The sequence below is a fragment of the Pararhizobium sp. IMCC3301 genome (assembly GCF_030758315.1).
GTDB lineage: Bacteria > Pseudomonadota > Alphaproteobacteria > Rhizobiales.
Genome location: NZ_CP132336.1, coordinates 2,907,167 through 2,930,462, shown reverse-complemented (window position 1 = coordinate 2,930,462; position 23,296 = coordinate 2,907,167). Strand labels below are relative to the sequence as shown.

The 23,296-nt window shown below is 57.0% G+C and carries 17 protein-coding genes, 2 pseudogenes and 1 other annotated feature; of the genes and pseudogenes, 10 read left to right on the top strand and 9 right to left on the bottom strand.

Annotated features, from left to right (window positions below; all coding sequences use genetic code 11):
• The first annotated feature begins 70 nt into the window (after positions 1-70).
• The 5 genes from RAL88_RS14200 to RAL88_RS14180 all read left to right on the top strand — a co-directional run bounded on the left by RAL88_RS14200 (position 71) and on the right by RAL88_RS14180 (position 5,349).
• A complete protein-coding gene (locus RAL88_RS14200) occupies positions 71-502 on the top strand; it encodes a helix-turn-helix domain-containing protein (RefSeq protein ID WP_306264392.1) in 432 nt (143 codons plus the stop codon).
• Positions 503-702: 200 nt separating this feature from the next.
• Positions 703-1,872, top strand: a complete 1,170-nt coding sequence (gene metK, locus RAL88_RS14195) for a methionine adenosyltransferase (protein WP_306264390.1) — start codon at positions 703-705, stop codon at positions 1,870-1,872.
• Positions 1,873-1,879: 7 nt separating this feature from the next.
• Entirely contained in the window at positions 1,880-2,581 is a 702-nt protein-coding gene (gene trmB / locus RAL88_RS14190; protein ID WP_306264388.1) for a tRNA (guanosine(46)-N7)-methyltransferase TrmB, read from the top strand.
• A 219-nt stretch (positions 2,582-2,800) separates the two neighbouring features.
• Entirely contained in the window at positions 2,801-4,618 is a 1,818-nt protein-coding gene (gene lepA / locus RAL88_RS14185) for a translation elongation factor 4 (RefSeq protein ID WP_306264386.1), read from the top strand.
• A 188-nt stretch (positions 4,619-4,806) separates the two neighbouring features.
• Positions 4,807-5,349 (top strand): ActR/PrrA/RegA family redox response regulator transcription factor, encoded by a 543-nt coding sequence (locus RAL88_RS14180; protein WP_306264385.1) that lies wholly within the window; start codon positions 4,807-4,809, stop codon positions 5,347-5,349.
• Positions 5,350-5,373: 24 nt separating this feature from the next.
• Here RAL88_RS14180 and RAL88_RS14175 read toward each other — a convergent pair whose 3' ends face one another.
• The 8 genes from RAL88_RS14175 to RAL88_RS14140 form a co-directional block, all read right to left on the bottom strand.
• Positions 5,374-5,856 (bottom strand): MmcB family DNA repair protein, encoded by a 483-nt coding sequence (locus tag RAL88_RS14175; protein WP_306264383.1) that lies wholly within the window; start codon positions 5,854-5,856, stop codon positions 5,374-5,376.
• Positions 5,857-5,865: 9 nt separating this feature from the next.
• Positions 5,866-7,923 carry a M3 family metallopeptidase gene (locus tag RAL88_RS14170; RefSeq protein WP_306264381.1) on the bottom strand — a complete coding sequence of 686 codons (2,058 nt, stop codon included), beginning with the start codon at positions 7,921-7,923 and terminating at the stop codon, positions 5,866-5,868.
• Positions 7,924-7,988: 65 nt separating this feature from the next.
• Complete coding sequence (locus tag RAL88_RS14165; protein WP_306264379.1) at positions 7,989-9,194, bottom strand: TIGR03862 family flavoprotein; 1,206 nt, start codon at positions 9,192-9,194, stop codon at positions 7,989-7,991.
• Positions 9,195-9,197: 3 nt separating this feature from the next.
• Positions 9,198-10,331, bottom strand: coding sequence for a DUF2333 family protein (locus RAL88_RS14160; protein WP_371932100.1), 1,134 nt, complete (start codon positions 10,329-10,331; stop codon positions 9,198-9,200).
• A gap of 123 nt (positions 10,332-10,454) precedes the next feature.
• A complete protein-coding gene (locus tag RAL88_RS14155) occupies positions 10,455-11,747 on the bottom strand; it encodes a DUF6638 family protein (RefSeq protein WP_306264377.1) in 1,293 nt (430 codons plus the stop codon).
• Positions 11,735-13,651, bottom strand: coding sequence for an AAA family ATPase (locus RAL88_RS14150; RefSeq protein ID WP_306264375.1), 1,917 nt, complete (start codon positions 13,649-13,651; stop codon positions 11,735-11,737). Before RAL88_RS14150 ends, RAL88_RS14155 begins: the two co-directional genes overlap by 13 nt.
• Before the next feature lie 12 nt (positions 13,652-13,663).
• Entirely contained in the window at positions 13,664-14,851 is a 1,188-nt protein-coding gene (locus RAL88_RS14145) for a hypothetical protein (RefSeq protein ID WP_306264373.1), read from the bottom strand.
• Between the two features lie 20 nt (positions 14,852-14,871).
• Positions 14,872-15,960, bottom strand: coding sequence for a hypothetical protein (locus RAL88_RS14140; protein WP_306264371.1), 1,089 nt, complete (start codon positions 15,958-15,960; stop codon positions 14,872-14,874).
• 527 nt (positions 15,961-16,487) lie between these two features.
• Here RAL88_RS14140 and RAL88_RS14135 point away from each other — a divergent pair.
• The 5 genes and pseudogenes from RAL88_RS14135 to RAL88_RS14115 form a co-directional block, all read left to right on the top strand.
• Positions 16,488-17,719 (top strand): IS3 family transposase gene (locus RAL88_RS14135; RefSeq protein WP_306264369.1). Its coding sequence is split into 2 segments (ribosomal slippage): positions 16,488-16,779 and positions 16,779-17,719, totalling 1,233 coding nucleotides; the frame shifts between segments, so codons are not numbered across the junction.
• Positions 16,772-16,888, top strand: a sequence feature (AL1L pseudoknot). It overlaps the preceding gene by 117 nt.
• Before the next feature lie 47 nt (positions 17,720-17,766).
• Positions 17,767-18,021 (top strand): annotated as a pseudogene (locus tag RAL88_RS14130) (transposase); the annotation flags it as partial.
• A gap of 243 nt (positions 18,022-18,264) precedes the next feature.
• Positions 18,265-19,632: an IS110 family transposase gene (locus tag RAL88_RS14125; RefSeq protein ID WP_306264367.1), complete on the top strand. Its 1,368-nt coding sequence runs from the start codon at positions 18,265-18,267 to the stop codon at positions 19,630-19,632.
• 247 nt (positions 19,633-19,879) lie between these two features.
• Positions 19,880-21,247: an IS110 family transposase gene (locus tag RAL88_RS14120; protein WP_306264367.1), complete on the top strand. Its 1,368-nt coding sequence runs from the start codon at positions 19,880-19,882 to the stop codon at positions 21,245-21,247.
• Positions 21,248-22,162, top strand: a pseudogene (locus tag RAL88_RS14115) (IS3 family transposase); the annotation flags it as partial.
• Here RAL88_RS14115 and RAL88_RS14110 read toward each other — a convergent pair.
• A protein-coding gene (locus tag RAL88_RS14110; RefSeq protein ID WP_371932098.1) for an IS630 family transposase occupies positions 22,119-23,182 on the bottom strand; the annotation gives its coding sequence in 2 pieces (ribosomal slippage) (positions 22,119-22,696 and positions 22,696-23,182; 1,065 coding nt in all). The pseudogene RAL88_RS14115 and the gene RAL88_RS14110 sit on opposite strands and share 44 nt — an antisense overlap.
• Between the last annotated feature and the right edge of the window lie 114 nt (positions 23,183-23,296).

The window sequence follows — 23,296 nt, the reverse complement described above, 5'->3', positions numbered from 1 at the left end:
GCGGTGCAACTGCGTCGCATGAGGCCAGTCTATCGATCCTGATTTTACAGTTATGATTAAAGTGCGCGCCATGAATGACAAACCAAAGCCAATTAATAAAAAACGCCCAAATCCAATTGATGCTCATGTGGGAAGCCGGGTGCGGTTGCGTCGGATGATGCTGAATATGAGCCAGGAAAAGCTCGGCGAGCAACTTGGCATCACCTTCCAGCAGGTCCAGAAATATGAAAAGGGCACCAACCGTATTGGTGCCAGCCGCCTGCAGGCGATTGCCAATATCCTCCAGGCGCCTGTTGCGTTCTTCTTTGAAGATGCGCCGGATGTATCACCGATTGCGACAAAGGACCTGGTCGAATCCGGTGCCACCAGCCATGTCATGGAATTCCTGTCCTCCAGCGAGGGTTTGCAGTTAAACCGGGCCTTCGTGAAAATACAGGACCCGAAACTGCGCAAACGCGTGGTCGATCTCGTCCGCTCCATGGCAGGCGAACCGGAAGAATAACGGAGCGTTCTGTCGGGCTGGCGGCCTGTTCAAATAGACCCGGTGTGAGCCAGTGTATTTCAAGCGGCAGACAAGCCTTGACGATCATCCCAAAAACCGGCACATAACGAATTCCTTATATGGCCTCGCAAGTTCCGTGCGGGGCCGGATTGTTATGTGTGCGGCGCACCGGCCGCGACAAATGCAAAGGCAGCCATTTCGTGTCCCTGAAAAATTATCTGTTCACCAGTGAATCCGTGTCCGAAGGCCATCCCGACAAAGTCTGTGATCGGATTTCCGATGAAATCGTTGACGCCTATCTGGCGGCTTATGACCAGTCGCGCACAGCGATTGAAACACTGGCGACAACCAACCGCGTTGTCATTGCCGGGGAAAGCCGCGGACCTGAAGAGATCGACAGCGAGGTGATGGTCTCGCTGGCGCGCAAGGCCATTCGCGACATCGGCTATGAACAGGAAGGCTTTCACTGGCAGACCTGCGATGTGGAAGTACTTGTCCACAAACAATCCGACCATATTGCCCAGGGCGTTGATGCCAATGGCAACAAGGATGAGGGCGCGGGTGACCAGGGCATCATGTTCGGCTATGCCTGCCTGGAAACACCGGATTTGATGCCGGCTCCGATCCACTATGCCCACCGAATTCTTCAGAATCTGGCGCAGGCCCGCAAAAGCGGCGATGCCGCTGTGTTGGGACCGGATGCAAAAACCCAGATTACCCTGGCCTATGAGGACTCCCGGCCTGTGCGGGCAACATCGCTGGTGCTGTCAACACAGCATCTGGATGAAAACCTGTCGTCCGATGATGTGCGCGGCATAGTTGAACCCCATATCCGCCGGACCCTTCCCGATGGCTGGCTGACCGATGAAACCGTCTGGCATGTCAACCCGACCGGAAAATTCGTCATTGGCGGCCCCGATGGCGATTGCGGCCTGACCGGACGCAAAATCATTGTAGATACCTATGGCGGCGCTGCACCCCATGGCGGCGGCGCGTTTTCCGGCAAGGACCCCACCAAGGTGGACCGCTCTGCGGCCTATGCAGCACGATATCTGGCGAAAAACGTCGTGGCCGCCGGGATGGCCGAACGCTGCACACTGCAACTGTCCTATGCCATTGGTGTGCCGCAGCCATTGTCACTTTACGTCAATCTGCACGACACCGGCGAAGTCGATGAACAAAAGCTGGCCAGCGTGCTCAGGGAGTTGATGGACCTGACACCGCGGGGCATCCGCGAACACCTCGCCCTCAACCGTCCGATCTATGCGCGCTCTGCTGCCTATGGACATTTCGGCCGCACACCTGATTCCGATGGCGGGTTCTCGTGGGAAAAAACCGATCTGGTGGACGCTTTGCAGTCCGCTTTCTGATTTCTGAATGATCCGACGGACAAAAAGAAGCGAGTTCATCGGCCGGCGGAAAACCAAACCGCTGAAACCTGCCGCCGCTGCGCTGATGGATCAACTGTTGCCGCAATTGAAGCTGGACACCGCGAAGCCGGCCCCGGCCGAACTGACCACTCTGTTCAACGGCGCAGATTCTGTCTTTCTGGAAATCGGGTTTGGCAGTGGCGAACATCTGTTGCAGCGCGCTGAAGCCAACCCTGCTGTCGGCTTCATTGGCGTTGAGCCGTTTGTCAACGGCCTCTCCCAGGCGCTGGTAAAAATCGATGCTGCCAAACCCGGCAATATTCGCCTGCATGATGATGATGCGGGCGCATTGCTGGACTGGCTGCCGGCCGGTTCGCTTGGGCGTGTGTTTCTGTTATATCCTGATCCCTGGCCGAAATTCAAACACTGGAAGCGGCGCTTTGTCTCGCAGCGCAATCTGGATCGTATCGAGCGGGCGCTGAAGCCGGGCGGGCTGTTCCTGTTTGCGAGTGACATTGAGCATTATGTCGGCTGGACGCTGAATCAGTGCCATGATCATCAAAGCTTCCGATGGGTCGCAAGTCGCGCCAATGACTGGTCGCAGACCGAAGGCGGTGCCTTTGACGGCTGGCCCGGCACCCGTTACGAGGCCAAAGCGATACGCGCTGGCCGTCAACCGAGCTATCTGACGTTTGAGCGCGTGGAATGACGTCCCGGACATGTGCACAAAAAGCTTTGCCGGACACACAGCCGGTGCTAGATCGTTCCACGGCTGCTTTACAGCAACTGTAATTACCGACCCTATGCTCCGGCGAGACTGTCAACGCCGCGCGATGCGGCGCATCGGGCAAGTTGACTCGCAAACCGGGTCACATAATTCAATACAACCATATTCAATACAACCATGAAACGATCTCATTAGCCGCCCATGACAACACCTATCGAGACCATCCGAAATTTTTCCATCGTTGCCCATATCGATCATGGCAAGTCGACGCTTGCCGACCGGCTGATTCAACTCACCGGCGGGCTGGAAATCCGCGAGATGAAGGCCCAGGTGCTCGACAGTATGGATATCGAGCGTGAACGCGGCATCACCATCAAGGCGCAGACTGTACGGCTGCACTATAAGGCGCTGGACGGCATCACCTATATTCTGAACCTGATTGATACGCCCGGCCATGTTGATTTTGGCTATGAAGTCAGCCGCTCACTGGCCGCCTGTGAAGGCTCGCTGCTGGTGGTCGATGCCAGCCAGGGCGTCGAGGCACAGACCCTGGCCAATGTCTATCAGGCGATCGACAACGATCATGAAATTGTGCCGGTTCTGAACAAGGTTGATCTGCCGGCAGCCGATGTCGAGCGGGTCAAGGAACAGATCGAGGAAGTGATCGGGCTGGATGCGTCGAACGCAATCGAAATTTCCGCGAAAACAGGCTTTGGCATCGACAAGGTTCTGGAAGCCATTGTGGCCCGACTGCCCTCACCGGCAAAGGGCAAGCTTGCGGGCGACCCTGATGCCACGCTGAAAGCGATGCTGGTTGACAGTTACTATGATGCTTATCTTGGCGTCATCGTGCTGGTGCGGATTGTCGATGGCAAACTTAAAAGGGGTCAGAAAATCCGGATGATGGGCACCAATGCCGCCTATGATGTTGACAGGGTGGGCGTGTTCACGCCGAAACTGGTGACCGTAGACGAGCTTGGACCCGGTGAAATCGGCTTTCTGACGGCATCCATCAAAGAAGTCGCCGACACACGGGTTGGCGATACGATTACCGAGGATCGCCGTCCGACGAGCAAGGCGCTGCCGGGTTTCAAGCCGGCCCAGCCGGTTGTATTCTGCGGGCTGTTTCCTGTCGATGCGGGCGAATTTGAAGATTTGCGGGCTGCAATGGGAAAATTGCGCCTGAATGATGCAAGTTTCTCGTTCGAAATGGAAACTTCTGCGGCGCTTGGATTCGGCTTTCGCTGCGGCTTTCTCGGCCTGCTGCATCTGGAAATCATCCAGGAACGGCTGGAACGTGAATTCAATCTGGATCTGATCGCAACCGCGCCAAGCGTGGTCTATGAACTGACCATGATTGACGGCACGGAAGCCCAGCTTCACAATCCCGCTGATCTGCCGGACGTGATGAAAATCGAGGAAATCCGCGAACCCTGGATTCGGGCAACCATCCTGACCCCTGATGAATATCTCGGTCCGATCCTGAAACTGTGCCAGGACCGCCGCGGCCTGCAGATTGATCTGTCCTATGTCGGCAGCCGGGCGATGGTTCAATATGATCTGCCGCTCAACGAAGTTGTCTTCGACTTCTATGACCGGCTTAAATCGATCTCCAAAGGCTATGCCAGCTTCGATTATCAGATCAACGAATACCGGGCCGGCGATCTGGTCAAACTGTCATTGCTGGTGAATGCGGAACCGGTGGATGCGCTGGCCATGCTGGTCCATCGCAGCCAGTCGGAACGGCGCGGCCGCGATATGTGCGAGACGCTGAAAGAGCTGATCCCGCGCCACATGTTCAAAATTCCGATCCAGGCTGCCATTGGCGGAAAAATCATTGCCCGGGAAACCATTGCCGCCCTGCGTAAGGATGTCACCGCCAAATGTTATGGCGGCGATGTGACCCGCAAACGCAAGCTGCTGGAGAAGCAGAAAGCGGGCAAAAAGAAAATGCGCCAGTTCGGCAAGGTCGACATTCCGCAGGACGCATTCATTGCGGCCCTGAAAATGAGCGACTAGACCCGCTGCGGCCCGCTATTTAACGCCATAGTCTCAATAATTCACACCCATCTGCGCCGTATTGTCGCAGTTGCGGGTGATTATTTGCCGTCCACATTTTGCGCCATATAACCAAGGTCAGCATGTCGCACGTTGCGACCCGAATTTATTCTATCCGGGGTGGTACATTGGACTTTTCGAAAGACATTATGGCGTCGTCAAAGCAGTCAGTCAGAGAATTATTGCTGGTTGATGACGATTCCATTTTTTCAAACCGCATTGCACGCACGCTTGAGAGCCAGGGTTTTTCCGTCACGCCGGTTGAAACCATGGCTCATGCTAATGTGGTCGTCGACCGGGATGCACCGGATTTTGCAATCATTGATATTCGACTGCCGGATGGCCACGGACTTGATCTGGTGGCCCGGCTTCGCGACCGCAACCCGAAGGCGCGGATCGTCATTCTGACTGGCTATGGCAGCATTGCCACGGCGGTGGCGGCGGTCAAACTGGGGGCATTTGACTATCTGGAAAAGCCTGCCGATGCGGAGCAGCTCTATGGCGCCCTGACGCGAACCGAAGATGAAATGCCAACCCCACCAGAAAACCCGATGTCAGCTGACCGGGTGCGGTGGGAGCATATTCAACGCATATTCGAAGCTTGCGATCGTAATGTCTCGGAGACGGCGCGACGCCTGTCAATGCACCGCCGCACCCTGCAGCGCATTTTGTCTAAACGCGCGCCGCGCTGATCGGCGGTCGGGCTGACGCACCTGTCAAAGTCCGTTGAGGCCCGGATCTGAAAGATGGTGCAACCGAGTGGCCGCTGCCGATGCAAACCGCAGCATCACTGCCTTGCGGCGGGCAGCTGACAGGCGGTGTTCGGGCGCATCGCGCAGAATATCTGCACCGAATGCATCGGCCATGATCAGACCCTGCTCCGGCGGAAACAGCTCCGAGGGCACATCTTCATGGCTGGCAAAGAACATCCGGTCGCAATAATCCTTATAGTCAGGCCATTTCGTGTCAGCCTTGAAATCGGCGACCGATGATTTGATCTCGACAATCCAGACATCACCCCTGGGCGACAGCGCCATGATGTCGGCACGCCGTCCGGAAGCCAGCGTCAGTTCACTGACAATGGAAAATCTCTGGCCGAACAGCATGCGTCCGACCCCACGCTGGATCATCAGCGCCCTGTCACTTTGACGGCCATCGGCAAGTTGCCGCGCCAGGGAATCTTCACCGCGTACCAGCATTCAATAAGTTTAACCTGTTGACGCCGCGCTTTGAAGTCCGCGTTTTTCAAGCAAGGCATCAATGGCGGGCATCCGGCCCCGGAAACGGGTGTACAGCTCTGCCGGGTCGGCGCTGTTGCCGGCACTGTAGATGTGCTGCTTCAGCTTGCTGGCAAGGCCCGCATCAAAGGCATCTCCGGCTTCTTCAAAGGCAACGAAGGCGTCGGCATCCATGACCTCGGACCACAGATAGGAATAATAGCCGGAAGAATAGCCATCACCGGAAAAGATATGCATGAAATGCGGGCTGCGGTGACGCATCGTGATCTGTTTCGGCATGCCAATCCTGTCCAGCGTGCGGGCTTCGAAAGCCAACGGGTCCGCTGCCGCTTCCTGAGCGTTGAGATGCATTTCCAGATCGACCAGCGCCGAAGAGACATATTCAACCGTGGAAAAGCCCTGATTGAAGGTCCGCGCCGCCAGCAGCCGCTGCATCAGAACCTGCGGCAGTGGCTCGCCGGTGCGGGCATGGCGGGCATATTTGGTGAGAATCTCCGGCGTTGTCAGCCAGTGCTCAAACAGCTGGCTGGGCAATTCGACAAAATCCCGTGCAACACTGGTTCCCGATAGGAGAGGGTAGTTCACATCAGACAGCAATCCATGCAGGGCATGGCCGAATTCGTGAAACAAGGTATGGGCATCATCAAATGTCAGAAGGTTGGGCTCACCGGCAGGGGCCTTGGCAAAATTCATCACATTGACGATGATCGGGCGGATATCGCCTGACAATTTTTCCTGCGAGCGAAACGCGCTCATCCACGCGCCGGAGCGCTTTGAGGAGCGGGCAAAATAGTCCCCCAGGAACAGGCCGACATGATGGCCGGCGGCATCCCTGACTTCCCATGCCCGGACATCGGGATGATACAGCTGAAGATCCGTGACTTCGCGAAACCAGACACCAAACAGGCGGTTGGCAGCGGCAAAGGCCGCTTCAATCATGTTGTCCAACTGGAAATAAGGCTTGATTTCCGCCTCATCCAGAGCGTGGTCACGCATCCGCAGTTTTTGCGAATAATAGCGCCAGTCCCATGGCGCAATCTGCGCATTGTCGCCAAGGCCGCGGGCAAGGTCGGATAATGCCACCGCCTCTTTTTCAGCGCGGGCTTTTGCCGGGGTCCAGACATTTTCCAGCAGATCGCGCACCGCGTCTGGCGTTTTGGCCATCTGATTGTCGAGTTTGAAATGAGCAAAACCGTCAAAGCCGAGCAGCCTGGCGCGTTCGTCCCGCAATTGCAGGATTTCGGAAATGATCGCCCGGTTGTCGCTGTCATTGCCGTTCTCGCCGCGGGAGGTCCAGGCCTTGAAAGCTGTTTCACGCAAATCACGGCGGCTGGAAAACTGAAGAAATGGCTCGATCAGAGACCGCGACAAAGTGATGACATGCTTGCCCTCAAGGCCGCGTTCCTGCGCCGCAGAGCGCGCCGCGGAAATTAGAAAATCCGGCAAGCCGGCAAGATCGGATTCATCCTCCAGAACCAGTTGATAGGCCTTTTCGTCGGCCAGCACATTTTGCGAAAACTGCGTGCCCAACTCTGACAGACGTGCGGAAATTTCAGACATGCGCTCGCGATCATTCCCGGTCAATGCGGCACCGGAGCGAACAAAGCTCTCGTAATATTTGCTCAGAACCCGGCTTTCTTCCGAGCCGAGCGCGAGGCTCTCGATGGCATCGAACAGCGTCTTGATGCGCCCGAATAATCTTGCGTTCATGACGGTGGCGCTGGAATGGCGTGACAAGCGCGGGGCGATCTCGCGCTCGATCTTCTGCAAGGCATCATTGGTGTTGGCACCGGTGAGATTGAAGAATGTGCTGGCCACTTTATCGAGTTTATCGCCGGATTTTTCCAGCTCCACGATGGTATTGTCGAATGTCGGCGCATCCGGATTATCAGCAATTGCATCGATTTCGGCGCGGTTCGACACCATAGCCCGGTCAAACCCGTCGTTGAAATGCGCCGTCTTTATCTGACCAAAGGGCGGAATTTCAAAAGGTGTGGACCATTTGGCAAGCAGTGGATTGTCGGACATTTAGATTTCCTGAAACGGTTGGGATGGAGAGTGATTTTGCGGGCGGCGCGTTATCCAGATGTAAGTCAATCTTCCTTGCGTGCAAGAAATTCCACCGCCCCCTGCCCGGCCATGCGGCCGGAAGCCAGAGCAGCCTGCAGCAGATATCCGCCGGTCGGGGCATCAAAATCAAGCATTTCTCCGGCCACGAACAGACCGGGCTTTGCAACCAGCATAAAGCTGTCTGTCAGCGCAGTGGCGGCGATGCCGCCGGCCGATGAAATCGCCCGCTCCAGCCCCTGATGACCGCTGACTTCAAGTGGCAGATTTTTCACCAGAGCCGCAAGGTCACGGGCAAGGTCTGGCGGTGGTCCGGCCTCATGCAGCAAGGCCCGTTCATGGGCGGAAAATTTCAACGCCCGACGCAGCCGGTTGGCGAGGGAGTGTTTCGCCGGCGTTCGGGCGAGGCGCTCGGCAATGGCCTGTTGCGACAGCGCCGGGCGCAGATCAATGCGCAGTGTGGCCGGTCCCTGGCTGAGGGCCTGCCGCAGATCTGCGCTGAGTGCATAGATGGCGGTTCCCTCGAGGCCGTAATTCGTCACCACAACTTCCCCGGCAACAGACCTGTCTCCCAAATGAAGCCGGATTGCCTTTAACGGCGTGCCGGCAAAGCCGGATTTGATAAAATCGCTCCAGGCGATATTGATGCCCATATTGGACGGCACCAGCGGTTCGACCGGGGCCAGTGCGGCCAGATGGTCAACCCATTTGCCATCGCTGCCAAGGCGCGGCCAACTGGCACCGCCCATGGCAAATACTGTTGCTGCACTTTGAAAGGTCAGGCACTCGCCATTCCCGGTTTGAAACAGAAGCGCGCCATCCTCATCGAAGCCGATCCAGCTATGGCGGGTCAGCAGCCGGACGTTGCTGCTTTCCAGGCGCCGCAGCCATTTGCGCAACAGCGGCGAGGTCTTGAAACTGCGCGGGAAGATCTTGCCGCTTGAGCCGGTAAAACCCGGCTCGCCGAGCGCTTCCATCCAGGCACGGACAGCGTCCGGCGGAAATGCGTCAATCGCGCTGCGCAAGGCCGGCGAAGCGTGAAAATACGCCTGTTTGATATCATCTGCAGTGCCGCTATGGGTGATATTCAGACCGCCCAGACCGGCCATCAGGAACTTGCGCGCCGGACTTGGCATTTGCTCAAACAGCGTCACTTGATGACCGGCCCCGGCCATCATTTCCGCTGCCATCAACCCGGCGGGACCTGCGCCGATAACGGCGACATCAGTCATAATTCAGCGATCAAGAATTGAGCGCAGTTCGACCAGATTCGACCGCACCCGCAAAATGTAGAACCCGATAGTGGTCAGATGGGTTGGCATCAGCCAGCCATCCTCCTTGCCATTGGAGACAATCAGCGGATCAAGATTGATGGCACTGAGGGTCTGCGCCTCCATTTCGTCCCACAGGGTACCAAGGCCGCGTGAGGTGATAATGTCTGAAAAATCGGCGCGCGCGCCTTTGAGAATACCGTAATAGGCGTAAAGCTGACCCTTGGCGTTCCAGAAAATATCGTCGGCCCTGGTGTCGAACCAGCCCGCATTATAGGCCTCCGCCCGGGTTTTCAGACTGGCCGAGGTGGAGCCAATATCATTGGCAATGCGGTCGATGAACTGCATCAAATTGTCGGCTCTGGCATCAAAGGTGGCTTTACATGATACCAGATCGCTCTGATAGGCATTCAGCGATTTGATGGCGCTGCGATAATATGTCTGGCTTCTGGTGGTCGGGCCAAAAGGCCGATCACCAACGGGATTGATAAACCAGGTATACTGGTCGAATTGCAGCGAGCCGCGGGCGGATTTCAAATTGGGATCGATCTGCGAGGTGCCGCGCACCCGGCCGAGCCGGTCGGACATTTCAATGGCGGTTCTGCCGATGGCCTGATGAATGCCGCGCTGAAACGCCGCCTTGTTGTCGAGAATCCAGGTGCGGTCCCAGTCAATGCCGAAAAAGCCGAGCTTGTAGAGCGGATTACTCGACATCCAGTTGTTCTTGTTGACATTGAAATCCGTCAGATAGGCAACTGCATCGACGGTGTAGGACCGGCCGCAGGTCTGGGCGGCATTACCGGTAGCCTCCACGGCCACCTGATCGCCGGCTGAAACCGTGCGCGATGCTGTGTCGAAACTGTCGGGATAGGCCGGATCATAGTCGCGAATCCAGGCCGCGTTCCAGATCAGCAGCGCGTAACCGATGACGACCGGAAGGATAAGCAAGGCAATGACGATCCGTATCCATATTTTGCGCCGCATGACGAAACGATGCGCTGCACGAAACGGCCACAGAATCGAATGCCACAGTCCCTTGGCCAAGGCCACAAGACCAGCCCACAAGGCCTTCAGCCCTTCAATCAACGGGTCCAGCATAGTACAATCTTCCTTGATTCGGCTTCCTGGTTTCGGGCATTGGCGCTGAAGACATAGGATTTTTGGCGGTGATTCACAAGAAAGACCGCAGGCGCCGCGCCGCGCTCGGGGCTGCTGATGATCTCACTGCGACCCGTTATCGCCGAACAATTTCTGCCAGTGAACTTCCTTGTCCCTGAAATAGGTTGCCTCTATCAGGGCGACCACATAGTCGCGCAGATTGTTGGGATAGGTTTCATAATCGCGGTAGAAAGCTTCCTTGTTGACCATGAAGCGCAGCACAAAATCAAACGGCACGAATTCGGCGATCAGGCGGTTGATCAACCCGGCATCGGGGTGATCCGGTTTTGCCCGCTGCAGCAGAAAACGCAAATCCGGCGCTATTCCACCCAGATCAATTTTCTGCCCGGCAAGAAGCGTCTTTTTGCTGCGGGTCAGGAACGACAGGATGCGGTCATTGGAGACATCGGCAGCATGGGCATTGACCCATTTTTTGACATTGGCCGGGGATAATTTGCCAAGATCCGCGCCGTTGCCGGACAGGCCCATCAGCGCCCTGATATGCTGTTCGATGCGGCTATCCAGCACGCCCGAATTCAACAGCCAATCGCGGTTGAGCGGCTCCAGCCGGTCGGTTTCAGTCAGATAAGTATGCAGCGTTTTGGGATCGGCCAATGACAGATACCAGTCGACAGCTCGGTTTTTGCTGGGGAAAGGCGGCTCTTCCGGCTCGCCGACAACGATGTGGCCGTCCTCATCGCGCAGAACATATACGCCGCCGAAATGATCCGCCCAGAAGGCGTTTTTGGTGAAGCGGGTGGTGCGCGGCACCGGGTCATTCTTGCGGATATCGCCGGTCAGCGCGGCGAGGCTGATGATCTCGCCCATCAGCTCATCATTGTCCCAGGACGTGGTTTCCCGCTCAAACCGGGCAATCAGACCTTCCAGCTTGTAGGCCGCTTCCAGAACGCCATTGGCGCTGTTCAGATCAAACACCACATTGCGGATCGACAGCAGATCCTCAATCGTGGAGACCGTATAGGTATCATCCTCAATCTCGCCAAAAATCACGTCTTTCAGCGTCAGAATATCGAGCGCCATCCGGTTCGCCCGGTAAAACGACCGCATCAGTTCCGGTGTCGAAGAAAACGACACCTGAATATAGGGCAGATCATGCTGCTTCGGCGTCAGAATGATGAAACGCGGATTGACCCGGTGCGGATTGAGATACTGCGGATCGTCGAGAATTTCGGCAATCTGCGGCGAGAACCCCATCGCATCAATGAAGAATGAGGCTGGTGCCACCGGCTTGAAGCCGAACTGGGTCAGCGCGGTGTTGTAATTCTTCACCAGATGCGGCTGGGAGACCTGCATCAGCCCGCCGTAAATCATCTTGCTGGCGATCAGGCGTTCCATTGGCCATCCCGTTTCAGCTGTTCCATTTCCCGGGCGGCGCGCTCGCGGACACGCTGCTCGCGGAGGATTTTTTCCGTCGCCGCCTCATCCGACTTGTCCGAATAGCGGAATTCGGACGCCGCATAGCGGTTGATTTCCTGCAGCACCATTTCCATCGTGATCGGGCTCTGCAACTCCTTGATCATGGCCAATTTATCGTCATAGGAGCGGTGCATGAATTGCCCCGGCGTCTCAAACCACTCATCCGGCAGTTCCACATCGAAAGCGCGCATCTTGATGGCATCGGTGACATTCTTGATGGCGCGGCCAGTAAAGCGCGGCTGGGCCTGCTTGATGGCATGGAGATAGCGCCCGATATCGGCCAGGGTCTGCGGACTGCCATTGACCGCCATGACATGATCGAACACCTGTTTCAGGCCGTCTTCCTGCGGCACCAGCAGATCGCCATAGGCTTCGGTGGCGGCGCGCTGGATATTCTGGTTGGCATAAAGCTCGTGATCGCCGAGTTGCAGATTGTGGTTACCGCCAAGCAGCAGCGTGAAAATATCGACATAATCCTCGCGGCTTTGCGGCCCGTCCACCAGCCAGCGGGCTCCGGCGCGCTGGCGCAGCGCATCATCGACCATTTCCGGATAATTGGAGAACATGCCGAAGCTGCAATTGCCGCGCACCACCGTGTTGGCCCCGGAAAACGCATCCATCAGAACGGCGGTGATTTCCTGCTGACCGGCCGAAGTGTTGTTGGCGTCGGAGCGTTTGGCTGCCACCTGATCGATATCATCAATGGTGCCAAATCCGATCGAGCGCGGCTCCAGCACCGCGTCGATGAAGGCGCGGCAGTTCTGGCCGGATTTACCCTGATAGGACGAAATCTGGTCGACGCCGAAATTCTGATAGTGAAAGCGGTAGCCGCCGATCAGGCTGTATTCATGCATCAATCCGGCGATCATCTGGATCAAGGTAGTCTTGCCGGTGCCGGGAAAGCCGTCACCGATAAAGGTGAAAATGAAGCCGCCGAGTTCGACAAACGGGTTCATCTGGCGGTCGAAATCATAAGCCATCAGCATTTTCGACAATTTTACCGCCTGATGCTTGGCGATGTGATTGCCGACCACCTCATGGGGTTTCTTGAAACTCATGGTCAAAGGTTTGGTGGCCTTTGAGGGGCCGGTTTCGAGGCCATCGAGGGTAAAATCATCGGCATCGAGGCGGATATGCATCGCTTCGAATGTGCCGATCTCGTCAAACCGCCGGGCGCGGGCCGACAGGGCCTGAAGAAAATGCTGCGTCGCGGCCCGGGCGCGGGACGTCATGACGGCATCGCTGTCGGCACCCTCCAGCGCTTCATCAAGGGTTGCGACAAAGCCTTTCAGCGCATCACGCACTGTGTCGAATTGCAGGATCGGGTCGGGCTGGTCGCTCTGGCTCTCGCCATTGGCCGGCAAGGCGTCGAGCACAAACCGCGCGGCGGTAAAGGCGGCGACAAAAGCGGCAGTGTTCTGCAGAGTGTGGAAGCGTTGCGCCGTCTCGCCACCGAGGGCCCCGGCACGGTTCTGCTGCTGCAGTTTTTCCAGCTCGGTCTGACGCGCAAAGACATCCGCGACGGCGTGACCGACCGCCATGCCGCGGCGCAATTTATAGGCCAGCGCATGTTCTTCCGGCGTCAGCAGCGTATCATCGGGATGGATCGCCTGAAGCCGATGCAGAAAGCGGATATCCCTGGCCTGGCGCTGCGGCGCGGTGGACACGGTGCTGACAAAGCGCCGCCGCGTGCCGGCCAGCTCGGTGGCAGAGCGGCTGCGGTCTTCGGTCACGACAATGCTGGCGCGCTCCAGCATCGCCTGCATGATGCCGATATGTCCGGCAATGTCGTTTTCCGACAAGGTGGTCAATCCGATATCCATCGCTCTTTTCCTTTAAATTTGACGGATAATATCGTCTTCACTGACGATGGAGCACTGATAGCGCCCGAAAACCTCTGCCGCCTGGCCGCTGGCATAGACCGCCTGATAGGCGGCGTGAGGTATCAGCGCATGATATTCCACCGCACTGACGCCCTGCTGCACGCAATCGATATCATCGGTGTTGATATAAAAAATCTGCTGCGGCGGGCTTTGGCTCCAGAACCGTCTTTGACCCGGTTTTTCGCTTTCCGAAAACAGCTCTTGCATGGTCCATGTCAAAACCCAGCTGTCGGCACTGGCATCAACCTTGTCGAGCAGGCCCTGCATCAACTCGTTATGGGTGGTGATGCCGCCGGCGTAAAACGGCCCCAGCACGAAACGGCGCAATTGTTTGGGGTGCAATGCGTCAAACTGCTGATCCATCGCCGTGGCAATGGTTGTGAGGGTCAGGCTGTAAGCGGAATTGGCCTCGACAAAACCGGAGAATGCCTTTGACACTGCCGTGTTCGGCAGGCCCTCCATGCCTTGCTCGGCCCTGGCGCGCAACGGCTTGCCGGCGGGCGGACGCATGGCCGCCTCAAACACCGCCTCGGCCCTGCCATCAGCGACCGATGCGGCAGAATCCTCGACCACCAGCGTATACAGCAAGGGCAGATTGGCGGTGCCGTCATAGACCGACCAGTAGACCACATAATAGGGCCGGCCGTTTTTCGGATTGCTCGACAGGCGAATGGTTTTCGGTGCTGTGAAAGCGGGGAAAATACCATCGGCCGCGGCGGTGCGGCGCAATTCCTGGTAAAACAGCCGCTCGGCCATCTGCTTTTGCAGGGCGTGCGGCTTGTTGCGGCTGGCCAGCATCTGATCGACCATCTTGCGCTTGATGGCGGTGGGATCGGCCAGGGCCTCCAGCCGGGCGCTTGCCTGCTGTTCCGCTTCGGCCAGCGCCATGATTTCCTGCAGCACCGGAAAGCCGCTTTCCTGCAGATCAATGCGGAAGCGGTCCTGATAGCGCGCCTGCAACGCGAATGCGCTGGTGGCGTTTTCAAGCCGCGCCAGATTGGCGCTCATCACCGCGCCCAGAATATCATGCGGGCGCGCGCCCCACGGCCCCTGATCGCGCGCCACCACGGCGCGTTCGAGAAACACAATGGCGGCTTTCAGCGCATTGAAATAGCGTATCAGAACTGTTTGCGCCGTCACAGGCAACTCCCGAGCTCCCGTCAGGAGGACGCTTTATAATCTGCCGTCTGATGCTGCTTCATGACGTCGGAAAAGCGCCGTGTGAAGGCATCATCGGCCAATTTCTTGCGGCGCTGGATTTCAGCGGAATTGACCATCGACTGCTCGTGCATTTCCAGCAGATCGGCAATATGCGACTGGGCCGCCGCGCCAATGCCAGCCATGGTCTGCTCGGCAGCCAGATCGACCTTCGAGCCAAGCGTGTTGATCTTGTGGGCGACATCCTGCTGGGCGGCGGTTTTGAGGGAATCCTCGAGTGCTTTATACAGCACGATGCGCTGCTCGGTGTCGATCTTCAGCTTGTTGATCAACGTGTTCTGCGCCGCAATCTGATTGTTCAGACTGTCAATGAAGGTCTGGAACATCGAGGTGTAGCGCTCCAGCGTCTGCGAGGCGGCGAGCAGTTCCTGCTCTCTGGCCTGAGCCTGATTATACTCGGTTGCCGTTTCAGAGCGTTTGGTTTCCAGTTCGGTACGCTGCTGCTGATCGGTGGTGGCGGCAATGCGGTTTTCCAGATCCATCAGCTCCGGGTTGAGTTCCTCGATCCTGTTCTGGGTTTCCAGCAACGCATCGGTGGCGGCCTGACGCCGCTCCAGCACCGTGCGCAGGCTGGTCTCGGAGGTGGCATAGCGCGTTTCCAGCACGGTTTTCTGATTGGTCAGAATGCCGACAATCGTGTCCGATTTCGACAGAAGATCCTGCAGATTGCCGCCCAGAGACGTGGTGCGGACCCGCTCGTTGCGCATCGATTTGGCCTTGTTCTTGGAAAACATGCCGACGAATTGCTCGATGCCGGAAAAGCTCTGCATATTCTTGAATTCGGCGCCGAAGGAATTTGTGACATCTTCCAGGCTGAGGATCAGATCGGCAATATTGCCTTCCATCAGTTTCTGCTGGTTCAGCACATCCTGAATGCGGGCGTTCTCGATGTCGAAATCGACCTCCATGATGCTGTCGCTGGCGGCCAGGGTGTCGAGCACTTCGGAGGACTGATCGATCTTCGAGCGCATCGCCTCGACCATCTCGCGGGTTGTCTCGATTTCCTGATCAAATTCCTGATTGCCGGCCATATGGTCCCCCTGAAAGCGAAAATTTTCGTCAGCTAAATGTGCTGCAGGCTAATATAGGCATTTGCAGCGGAAACGCACGCAGAAGATGTTTGGGGGGATGCAGAGCTTTTCGGCGACTTTATGGGCTATGCTTCATTTAAGTAAGTCAATTTTCAACTTCGCCGTTCTCCCCATGTTCTATTTCAACAGACGCGGCTCCGCCCAATGCAAGGTACCTGCGCTCTGCCAACCATTGGAGACGCTTGGCCTGCGTCAACAAGACCCGCCGCAATCCTCCATGAACCTTTCGTTCAGAGATGACCTGAGCCAGTCTTGAAATGATGAGAGCTCGTCTAGCAATACGAAAGTCGGGGTGCGATCTAATTCTATGAACTTCGTTCGAGACGATGCAGAAACGAATAGATGGCGGCGCTGTTACCTTTGAGCTGCTGCCGGTTTCGTGGACACCGAGATAAGGTGTTTATGAGATTGGAGATTGAACCGCCCCGGGATTGTCGGAGGCTCTAACTCCTGAGTAGGATAGAGCAATGACAAGCAAGACAACGAACAAATTTTCATCTGAAGTACGTGCCCGTGCGGTGCGTATGGTACTGGATCACGAAGGCGATCACCCGTCACGCTGGGCAGCGATTGTCTCGATATCCCAGAAGATCGGCTGTGTGCCGCAGACGCTGAATGAATGGGTAAAGAGGGTTGAGGTGGACAGCGGTCAGCGTGCCGGCGTTCCCACCGATATGGCTGACAAGGTCAAGGCTCTTGAGCGGGAGGTTCGGGAACTGAGGCAGGCCAACGAGATATTGCGCAAGGCGTCCGCATATTTTGCCCAGGCGGAGCTCGACCGCCCGTTCAGACGATGATCGCGTTTATCGACGAACATCGCGGTGCATACGGGGTCGAGCCGATCTGCAAGGTATTGCCGATTGCCCCCTCCACCTTCCATCTGCATGCGGCGAAGCGACGGGATCCTGCCCATTTGTCGGCCCGTGCCAAGCGTGACCGGGATTTGCAAGGCGAAGTCAGGCGTGTGTTTGACGACAACTTTGGCGTCTATGGCGTGCGCAAGGTGTGGCGGCAAATGCAGCGGGAGGGTTTTGATGTTGCCCGCTGCACGGTGGCAAGGTTGATGGGAAGAATGGGGTTGCAGGGGGTTATCCGCGGCAAACCCGTGCGAACCACGATCAGCAACAAAGCCGCACCTTGTCCGCTTGATCACGTCAACCGGCAATTCCACGCGCCAGGACCAAACATGCTGTGGGTTTCCGACTTTACCTATGTCACCACCTGGAAAGGGTTTGTCTACGTCGCCTTCGTCATCGACGTTTATGCCCGCTACATCGTCGGCTGGCGTGTCTCGCGCACGGCCGATACAGGTTTCGTCCTCGATGCCTTGGAACAGGCACTGCATGAGCGCCGGCCCGTTCATCGGGGAGGTCTTGTCCATCACAGTGACAGGGGCAGTCAATATGTATCGATAAGGTATACAGAGCGTCTGGCAGAGGCTGGTATTGAGCCATCCGTCGGCAGCGTCGGAGATTCATATGACAATGCATTGGCCGAGACCATCAACGGTCTCTACAAGGCCGAGGTGATTCACCGGTGTGGCCCCTGGCGCAACTTTGAAGCCGTCGAGTTTGCAACGCTGGAATGGGTCGACTGGTTCAATAACCGCCGCCTGCTGGAACCCATCGGCAACATCCCGCCGGCCGAGGCAGAAAAACGCTACTACACAATGCTGGACGAACCTGCCATGGCCGCATAATTTAAACCAAACAGCCTCCGGCAAACCCGGGGCGGTTCAGATCAGCGATGACGAGAAGAGTTTACAGCCGTGAGTATAAACGCGAAGCTGCGCAACTTGTGACGATGCGCGGTGTGAGCGTTGCACAGGCTGCCAGAGATCTGGATGTGCATGCGACAGTGCTGCGCAGATGGGTGCGCGAGTTTGGATCAAGTGGCCCAGATGCCTTCCCGGGCAAAGGTCAGTTAAAGCCGGATGACGAAGAGCTCCGCAGCTTGAGGCGTGAAGTCGCAAAGCTGAAGGCGGAACGCGATATCTTAAAAAACCGTCCCGGGTTGGGGCCCGCCTGTGCGCGGTAGAAACAGCCTGTGCTACCGTTGTGCGATGGAGGGTAGCGGCCGTTAGCTTATTGGAGGCCCCGCCTATGTCGGGGACCCCGTTAAAAAACGTGGCCCATGGGTTGATGCGAACTTGAGAGTGGTGACGCCGCGCTGCGGTGATCCCGATTAGGAAGATGACGGATTTGCATAGCCCACGCCCTTCTGCTGCCAACAGGAGGATAGATGATGGCCAGAAAGACGACCCGAAAGAACCCCGCAATTGAGACTGTGAACACTGGCGCTGCTGCCATCGACATCGGTTCAAGGATGCACATGGCAGCCGTGAACCCTGACGTAGCAGATATGCCGGTTCGGGCGTTTGGAACCTTCACGCACGATCTGCATGATTTGGCGGCTTGGTTCAAATCCCACGGTGTCACCAGCATCGCAATGGAATCTACAGGAGTGTATTGGATCCCGGCCTACGAGATTCTCGAGCAGCATGGCTTTGAGGTTATTCTGGTGAACGCCCGGTACGCTAAGAACGTGCCGGGCCGAAAGACGGATGTCAGCGACGCCAGTTGGCTGCGACAGCTTCACTCCTATGGCCTTTTACGCGGTAGCTTCAGACCATCCGCCCAGATTGCTACCCTGCGGGCTTACCTGCGCCAGCGAGAGCGCTTGGTCGAATATGCGGCGGCCCACATCCAGCACATGCAAAAGGCGTTGATGGAGATGAATCTGCAGCTGCACCATGTCGTGTCAGACATCACCGGCGTGACAGGGATACGGATCATCCGCGCCATCGTTGCGGGCGAGCGGGACCTGGATGTGCTGGCCTCCTATCGGGACGTCCGGTGCCATGCCTCTGTCGAAACGATCAAAGCGGCACTGAACGGGAATGACCGACCAGAGCACATCTTCGCCCTTACCCAGTCGTTGGACCTCTACGACTATTATAAGGCCAAGATGCTCGAGTGTGATCGCAACCTTGAAGCCGTGCTGGGCGTTCTGGCTGCTGATCAGAATCATGACGCCAGTCAATTGCCACGCGTACGAACCAAGACCAAGCAGGTGGGCACGCCCTCCTTCGATGTACGTGCTGCACTCTTTGGCGTCCTCGGGATCGATCTGACCCAAATCCATGGGTTGGGGCCGTCCCTGTCCCTCAAACTGGTTGGTGAATGTGGGACTGATCTGCGCGCCTGGCCAAGCGCAAAGCACTTCACATCGTGGCTCTGTCTGGCACCGGGCAACAAGATATCGGGCGGTAAAATACTGTCATCGCGCACGAGGCGATCCTCCAGCCGCGCTGCCGCCTTACTCCGACTGGCTGCCGTCACGATCGGACGCAGCGATACTGCTCTGGGTGCCTTCTATCGTCGCTTGGCTGCACGGGCAGGCAAAGCAAAAGCAGTCACAGCCACCGCTCGAAAGATCGCCGTCTTGTTCTACAATACCTTGCGGCACGGCATGACCTATCAGGACCCAGGCGCGTCGCACTATGAAGAACGATATCGCAGCCGCGTCCTCGGCAATCTTAAGCGAAGAGCAAAGTCGCTCGGCTATGATTTGCAAGCGTTGACCAATGAGACTGAGATGTCTGTTTCTTAGGAAAAACCGTCCCGGGTTGGGGCCCGCCTGTGCGCGGTAGAAACAGCCTGTGCTACCGTTGTGCGATGGAGGGTAGCGGCCGTTAGCTTATTGGAGGCCCCGCCTATGTCGGGGACCCCGTTAAAAAACGTGGCCCATGGGTTGATGCGAACTTGAGAGTGGTGACGCCGCGCTGCGGTGATCCCGATTAGGAAGATGACGGATTTGCATAGCCCACGCCCTTCTGCTGCCAACAGGAGGATAGATGATGGCCAGAAAGACGACCCGAAAGAACCCCGCAATTGAGACTGTGAACACTGGCGCTGCTGCCATCGACATCGGTTCAAGGATGCACATGGCAGCCGTGAACCCTGACGTAGCAGATATGCCGGTTCGGGCGTTTGGAACCTTCACGCACGATCTGCATGATTTGGCGGCTTGGTTCAAATCCCACGGTGTCACCAGCATCGCAATGGAATCTACAGGAGTGTATTGGATCCCGGCCTACGAGATTCTCGAGCAGCATGGCTTTGAGGTTATTCTGGTGAACGCCCGGTACGCTAAGAACGTGCCGGGCCGAAAGACGGATGTCAGCGACGCCAGTTGGCTGCGACAGCTTCACTCCTATGGCCTTTTACGCGGTAGCTTCAGACCATCCGCCCAGATTGCTACCCTGCGGGCTTACCTGCGCCAGCGAGAGCGCTTGGTCGAATATGCGGCGGCCCACATCCAGCACATGCAAAAGGCGTTGATGGAGATGAATCTGCAGCTGCACCATGTCGTGTCAGACATCACCGGCGTGACAGGGATACGGATCATCCGCGCCATCGTTGCGGGCGAGCGGGACCTGGATGTGCTGGCCTCCTATCGGGACGTCCGGTGCCATGCCTCTGTCGAAACGATCAAAGCGGCACTGAACGGGAATGACCGACCAGAGCACATCTTCGCCCTTACCCAGTCGTTGGACCTCTACGACTATTATAAGGCCAAGATGCTCGAGTGTGATCGCAACCTTGAAGCCGTGCTGGGCGTTCTGGCTGCTGATCAGAATCATGACGCCAGTCAATTGCCACGCGTACGAACCAAGACCAAGCAGGTGGGCACGCCCTCCTTCGATGTACGTGCTGCACTCTTTGGCGTCCTCGGGATCGATCTGACCCAAATCCATGGGTTGGGGCCGTCCCTGTCCCTCAAACTGGTTGGTGAATGTGGGACTGATCTGCGCGCCTGGCCAAGCGCAAAGCACTTCACATCGTGGCTCTGTCTGGCACCGGGCAACAAGATATCGGGCGGTAAAATACTGTCATCGCGCACGAGGCGATCCTCCAGCCGCGCTGCCGCCTTACTCCGACTGGCTGCCGTCACGATCGGACGCAGCGATACTGCTCTGGGTGCCTTCTATCGTCGCTTGGCTGCACGGGCAGGCAAAGCAAAAGCAGTCACAGCCACCGCTCGAAAGATCGCCGTCTTGTTCTACAATACCTTGCGGCACGGCATGACCTATCAGGACCCAGGCGCGTCGCACTATGAAGAACGATATCGCAGCCGCGTCCTCGGCAATCTTAAGCGAAGAGCAAAGTCGCTCGGCTATGATTTGCAAGCGTTGACCAATGAGACTGAGATGTCTGTTTCTTAGGAAGGCCGCAGCCTACTTCGCCAGGGACCAACTGTGATGTTTGGGTTCGTCGCGAAACACCGAGGGGTTTGGCCGGTCAGTTGGATGTGTGACGCGCTCGGTGTGTCTCGAAGCGGTTTCCACGCGTGGCTGATACGACCACAAAGTGCGCGGGCCCGTAAGGATGAGATGCTCGGCGCTGTGGTGCGGGCAAGCTTTGTCCGATCTGATCGGACTTATGGCGCGCGCCGCGTTTGGCATGACGTCCTTGCTGAGGGCTTTGAATGCGGCCTCCATGGCATTAAACGGCTGATGCAACTGAACGCCCTCAGGGCGCGGCCGAGGCGTCGCCAGCTTCCCAAGGATCAGGGAAAGCGATCCATCGTCGCCCCAAACGTGCTTGAACGGGAGTTCGGGGCGGCCGCACCGAACCAGAAATGGGTTGCCGACTTCACTTACATCTGGACCGCTGAGGGTTGGCTTTATGTGGCGGTCGTCATCGATCTGTTCTCACGCCGCGTTGTTGGTTGGTCAATGAAGAATGCCATGACAGCGCAGATGGTCACAGATGCCCTGATGATGGCAATCTGGCGCAGGGGGCGGCCAAAGGAGTTGCTACATCACTCCGATCAGGGCAGCCAATACAGCAGCGAACCGTTCCAGCGACTGATGGCCGACAATGGCGTCACCTGTTCGATGAGCCGTTCCGGGAACGTCTGGGATAACGCCGCGATGGAAAGCTTCTCCTCATCGCTCAAGATCGAGCGGGTGAAGCGCAAAGTCTACAGAGCACGCGATCAAGCCCTTGCAGACGTCTTTGATTACATCGAGCGTTTCTACAATCCGACACGGCGCCACTCGACCATCGGATATCTAATACCAAAGTCAGAAATCACTGACCCACATGAGCCCAGTTTCTCATTCCGATTGATGTGATGACTTCTGGATGATGGATGAGATTGTTCCATGCATCGCATGCTGCATCGACGATAGCGGTGTAGTCTTTGAAGACGCAGTTTGAGAGCCAGTTTGCCCGAAGGTATTGCCAGATGTTTTCGACCGGGTTCAGCTCTGGCGACTTTGACGGCAGCAAGATGATGGTGATGTTTTTGGGTACGTTGAGTTTGCTTGTCGTGTGCCAGCCTGCGCGATCCATCAGCACCACTGCATGGGCCTTGCGGGCGACATATTTGCTGATCTCATCGAGGTGCAATTGCATCGCTTCGGTATTGGCGGAGGGCAGGACCAAAGCCGCACCTGTTCCGCGCTTGGGACAAATGGCACCGAACAGGTAGGTGTTCTGGTAACGCTGGTCGGCAGGCAGGCGTGGTCGAGTTCCTTTCTTCGCCCAGATACGGACGCGTCCGTTCTTTTGTCCAATACGAGCTTCGTCCTGGAACCACACCTCAACTGGAGTGCCCTCCGGCAGGTCGGCTATGTGGGCTGCGAGCGTATTGGCGAAGTTTTTTTGAAAGCCTCGATCACCTGCGGATTTTGAGCAGGATGCTGCGGACGGCCTGAGATATGGGAAAAGCCGAGCTCAGCCAGATAATCGGAGACGACGCTTTGAGAGCACATTACCCCGAACCGTTCGCTGATCATCCGAACCAGATCAATGCGCCGCCACCGCACAACACCATTTATCTTTCGCTCTGGTCCCGTTTCGACAATCTGCGCCAGTTCCAGCATTTGCTCATCGCTCAGCAAACGAGGGCGTCCGGCTCCTGAGCGGTTGGTCAATCCATCAGGGCCATCTTCGTTGAAGCGATGCACCCAATCGCGCAGCGTTTGACGATCCATCCCGCCAATCCGCGCCGCATCTGTCCGGTTCATACCTTCGTACACAGCGGCCAACGCAAGCAACCGGCGTATCTGACGGTTGTCACGACATCGACGCGCAAGCCGGCGCAGAGTAGGAGCATCAAAATCACAGCGAAGCGGTATGGCAGTAGGCATGGCAAATCTCCTTTGCCATGATGAATCACAAAATCAGAGCCTTGGGAATCCCACCTGAGTCAGAATTTGCTGATGTTGGTATAAGCCCTATGAAATACGAGGAGAGAGCGATGA

Bases quoted from the DNA above. Each gene is read 5' to 3' on its own strand.
- RAL88_RS14150 (WP_306264375.1), bottom strand. From the start codon at position 13,651: ATGGATATCGGATTGACCACCTTGTCGGAAAACGACATTGCCGGACAT.
- RAL88_RS14200 (WP_306264392.1), top strand. From the start codon at position 71: ATGAATGACAAACCAAAGCCAATTAATAAAAAACGCCCAAATCCAATT.
- RAL88_RS14125 (WP_306264367.1), top strand. From the start codon at position 18,265: ATGGCCAGAAAGACGACCCGAAAGAACCCCGCAATTGAGACTGTGAAC.
- trmB (WP_306264388.1), top strand. From the start codon at position 1,880: ATGATCCGACGGACAAAAAGAAGCGAGTTCATCGGCCGGCGGAAAACC.
- RAL88_RS14165 (WP_306264379.1), bottom strand. From the start codon at position 9,194: ATGACTGATGTCGCCGTTATCGGCGCAGGTCCCGCCGGGTTGATGGCA.
- RAL88_RS14180 (WP_306264385.1), top strand. From the start codon at position 4,807: ATGGCGTCGTCAAAGCAGTCAGTCAGAGAATTATTGCTGGTTGATGAC.
- RAL88_RS14175 (WP_306264383.1), bottom strand. From the start codon at position 5,856: ATGCTGGTACGCGGTGAAGATTCCCTGGCGCGGCAACTTGCCGATGGC.
- RAL88_RS14120 (WP_306264367.1), top strand. From the start codon at position 19,880: ATGGCCAGAAAGACGACCCGAAAGAACCCCGCAATTGAGACTGTGAAC.
- RAL88_RS14140 (WP_306264371.1), bottom strand. From the start codon at position 15,960: ATGGCCGGCAATCAGGAATTTGATCAGGAAATCGAGACAACCCGCGAG.
- RAL88_RS14155 (WP_306264377.1), bottom strand. From the start codon at position 11,747: ATGGAACGCCTGATCGCCAGCAAGATGATTTACGGCGGGCTGATGCAG.
- lepA (WP_306264386.1), top strand. From the start codon at position 2,801: ATGACAACACCTATCGAGACCATCCGAAATTTTTCCATCGTTGCCCAT.
- RAL88_RS14170 (WP_306264381.1), bottom strand. From the start codon at position 7,923: ATGTCCGACAATCCACTGCTTGCCAAATGGTCCACACCTTTTGAAATT.
- RAL88_RS14160 (WP_371932100.1), bottom strand. From the start codon at position 10,331: ATGCTGGACCCGTTGATTGAAGGGCTGAAGGCCTTGTGGGCTGGTCTT.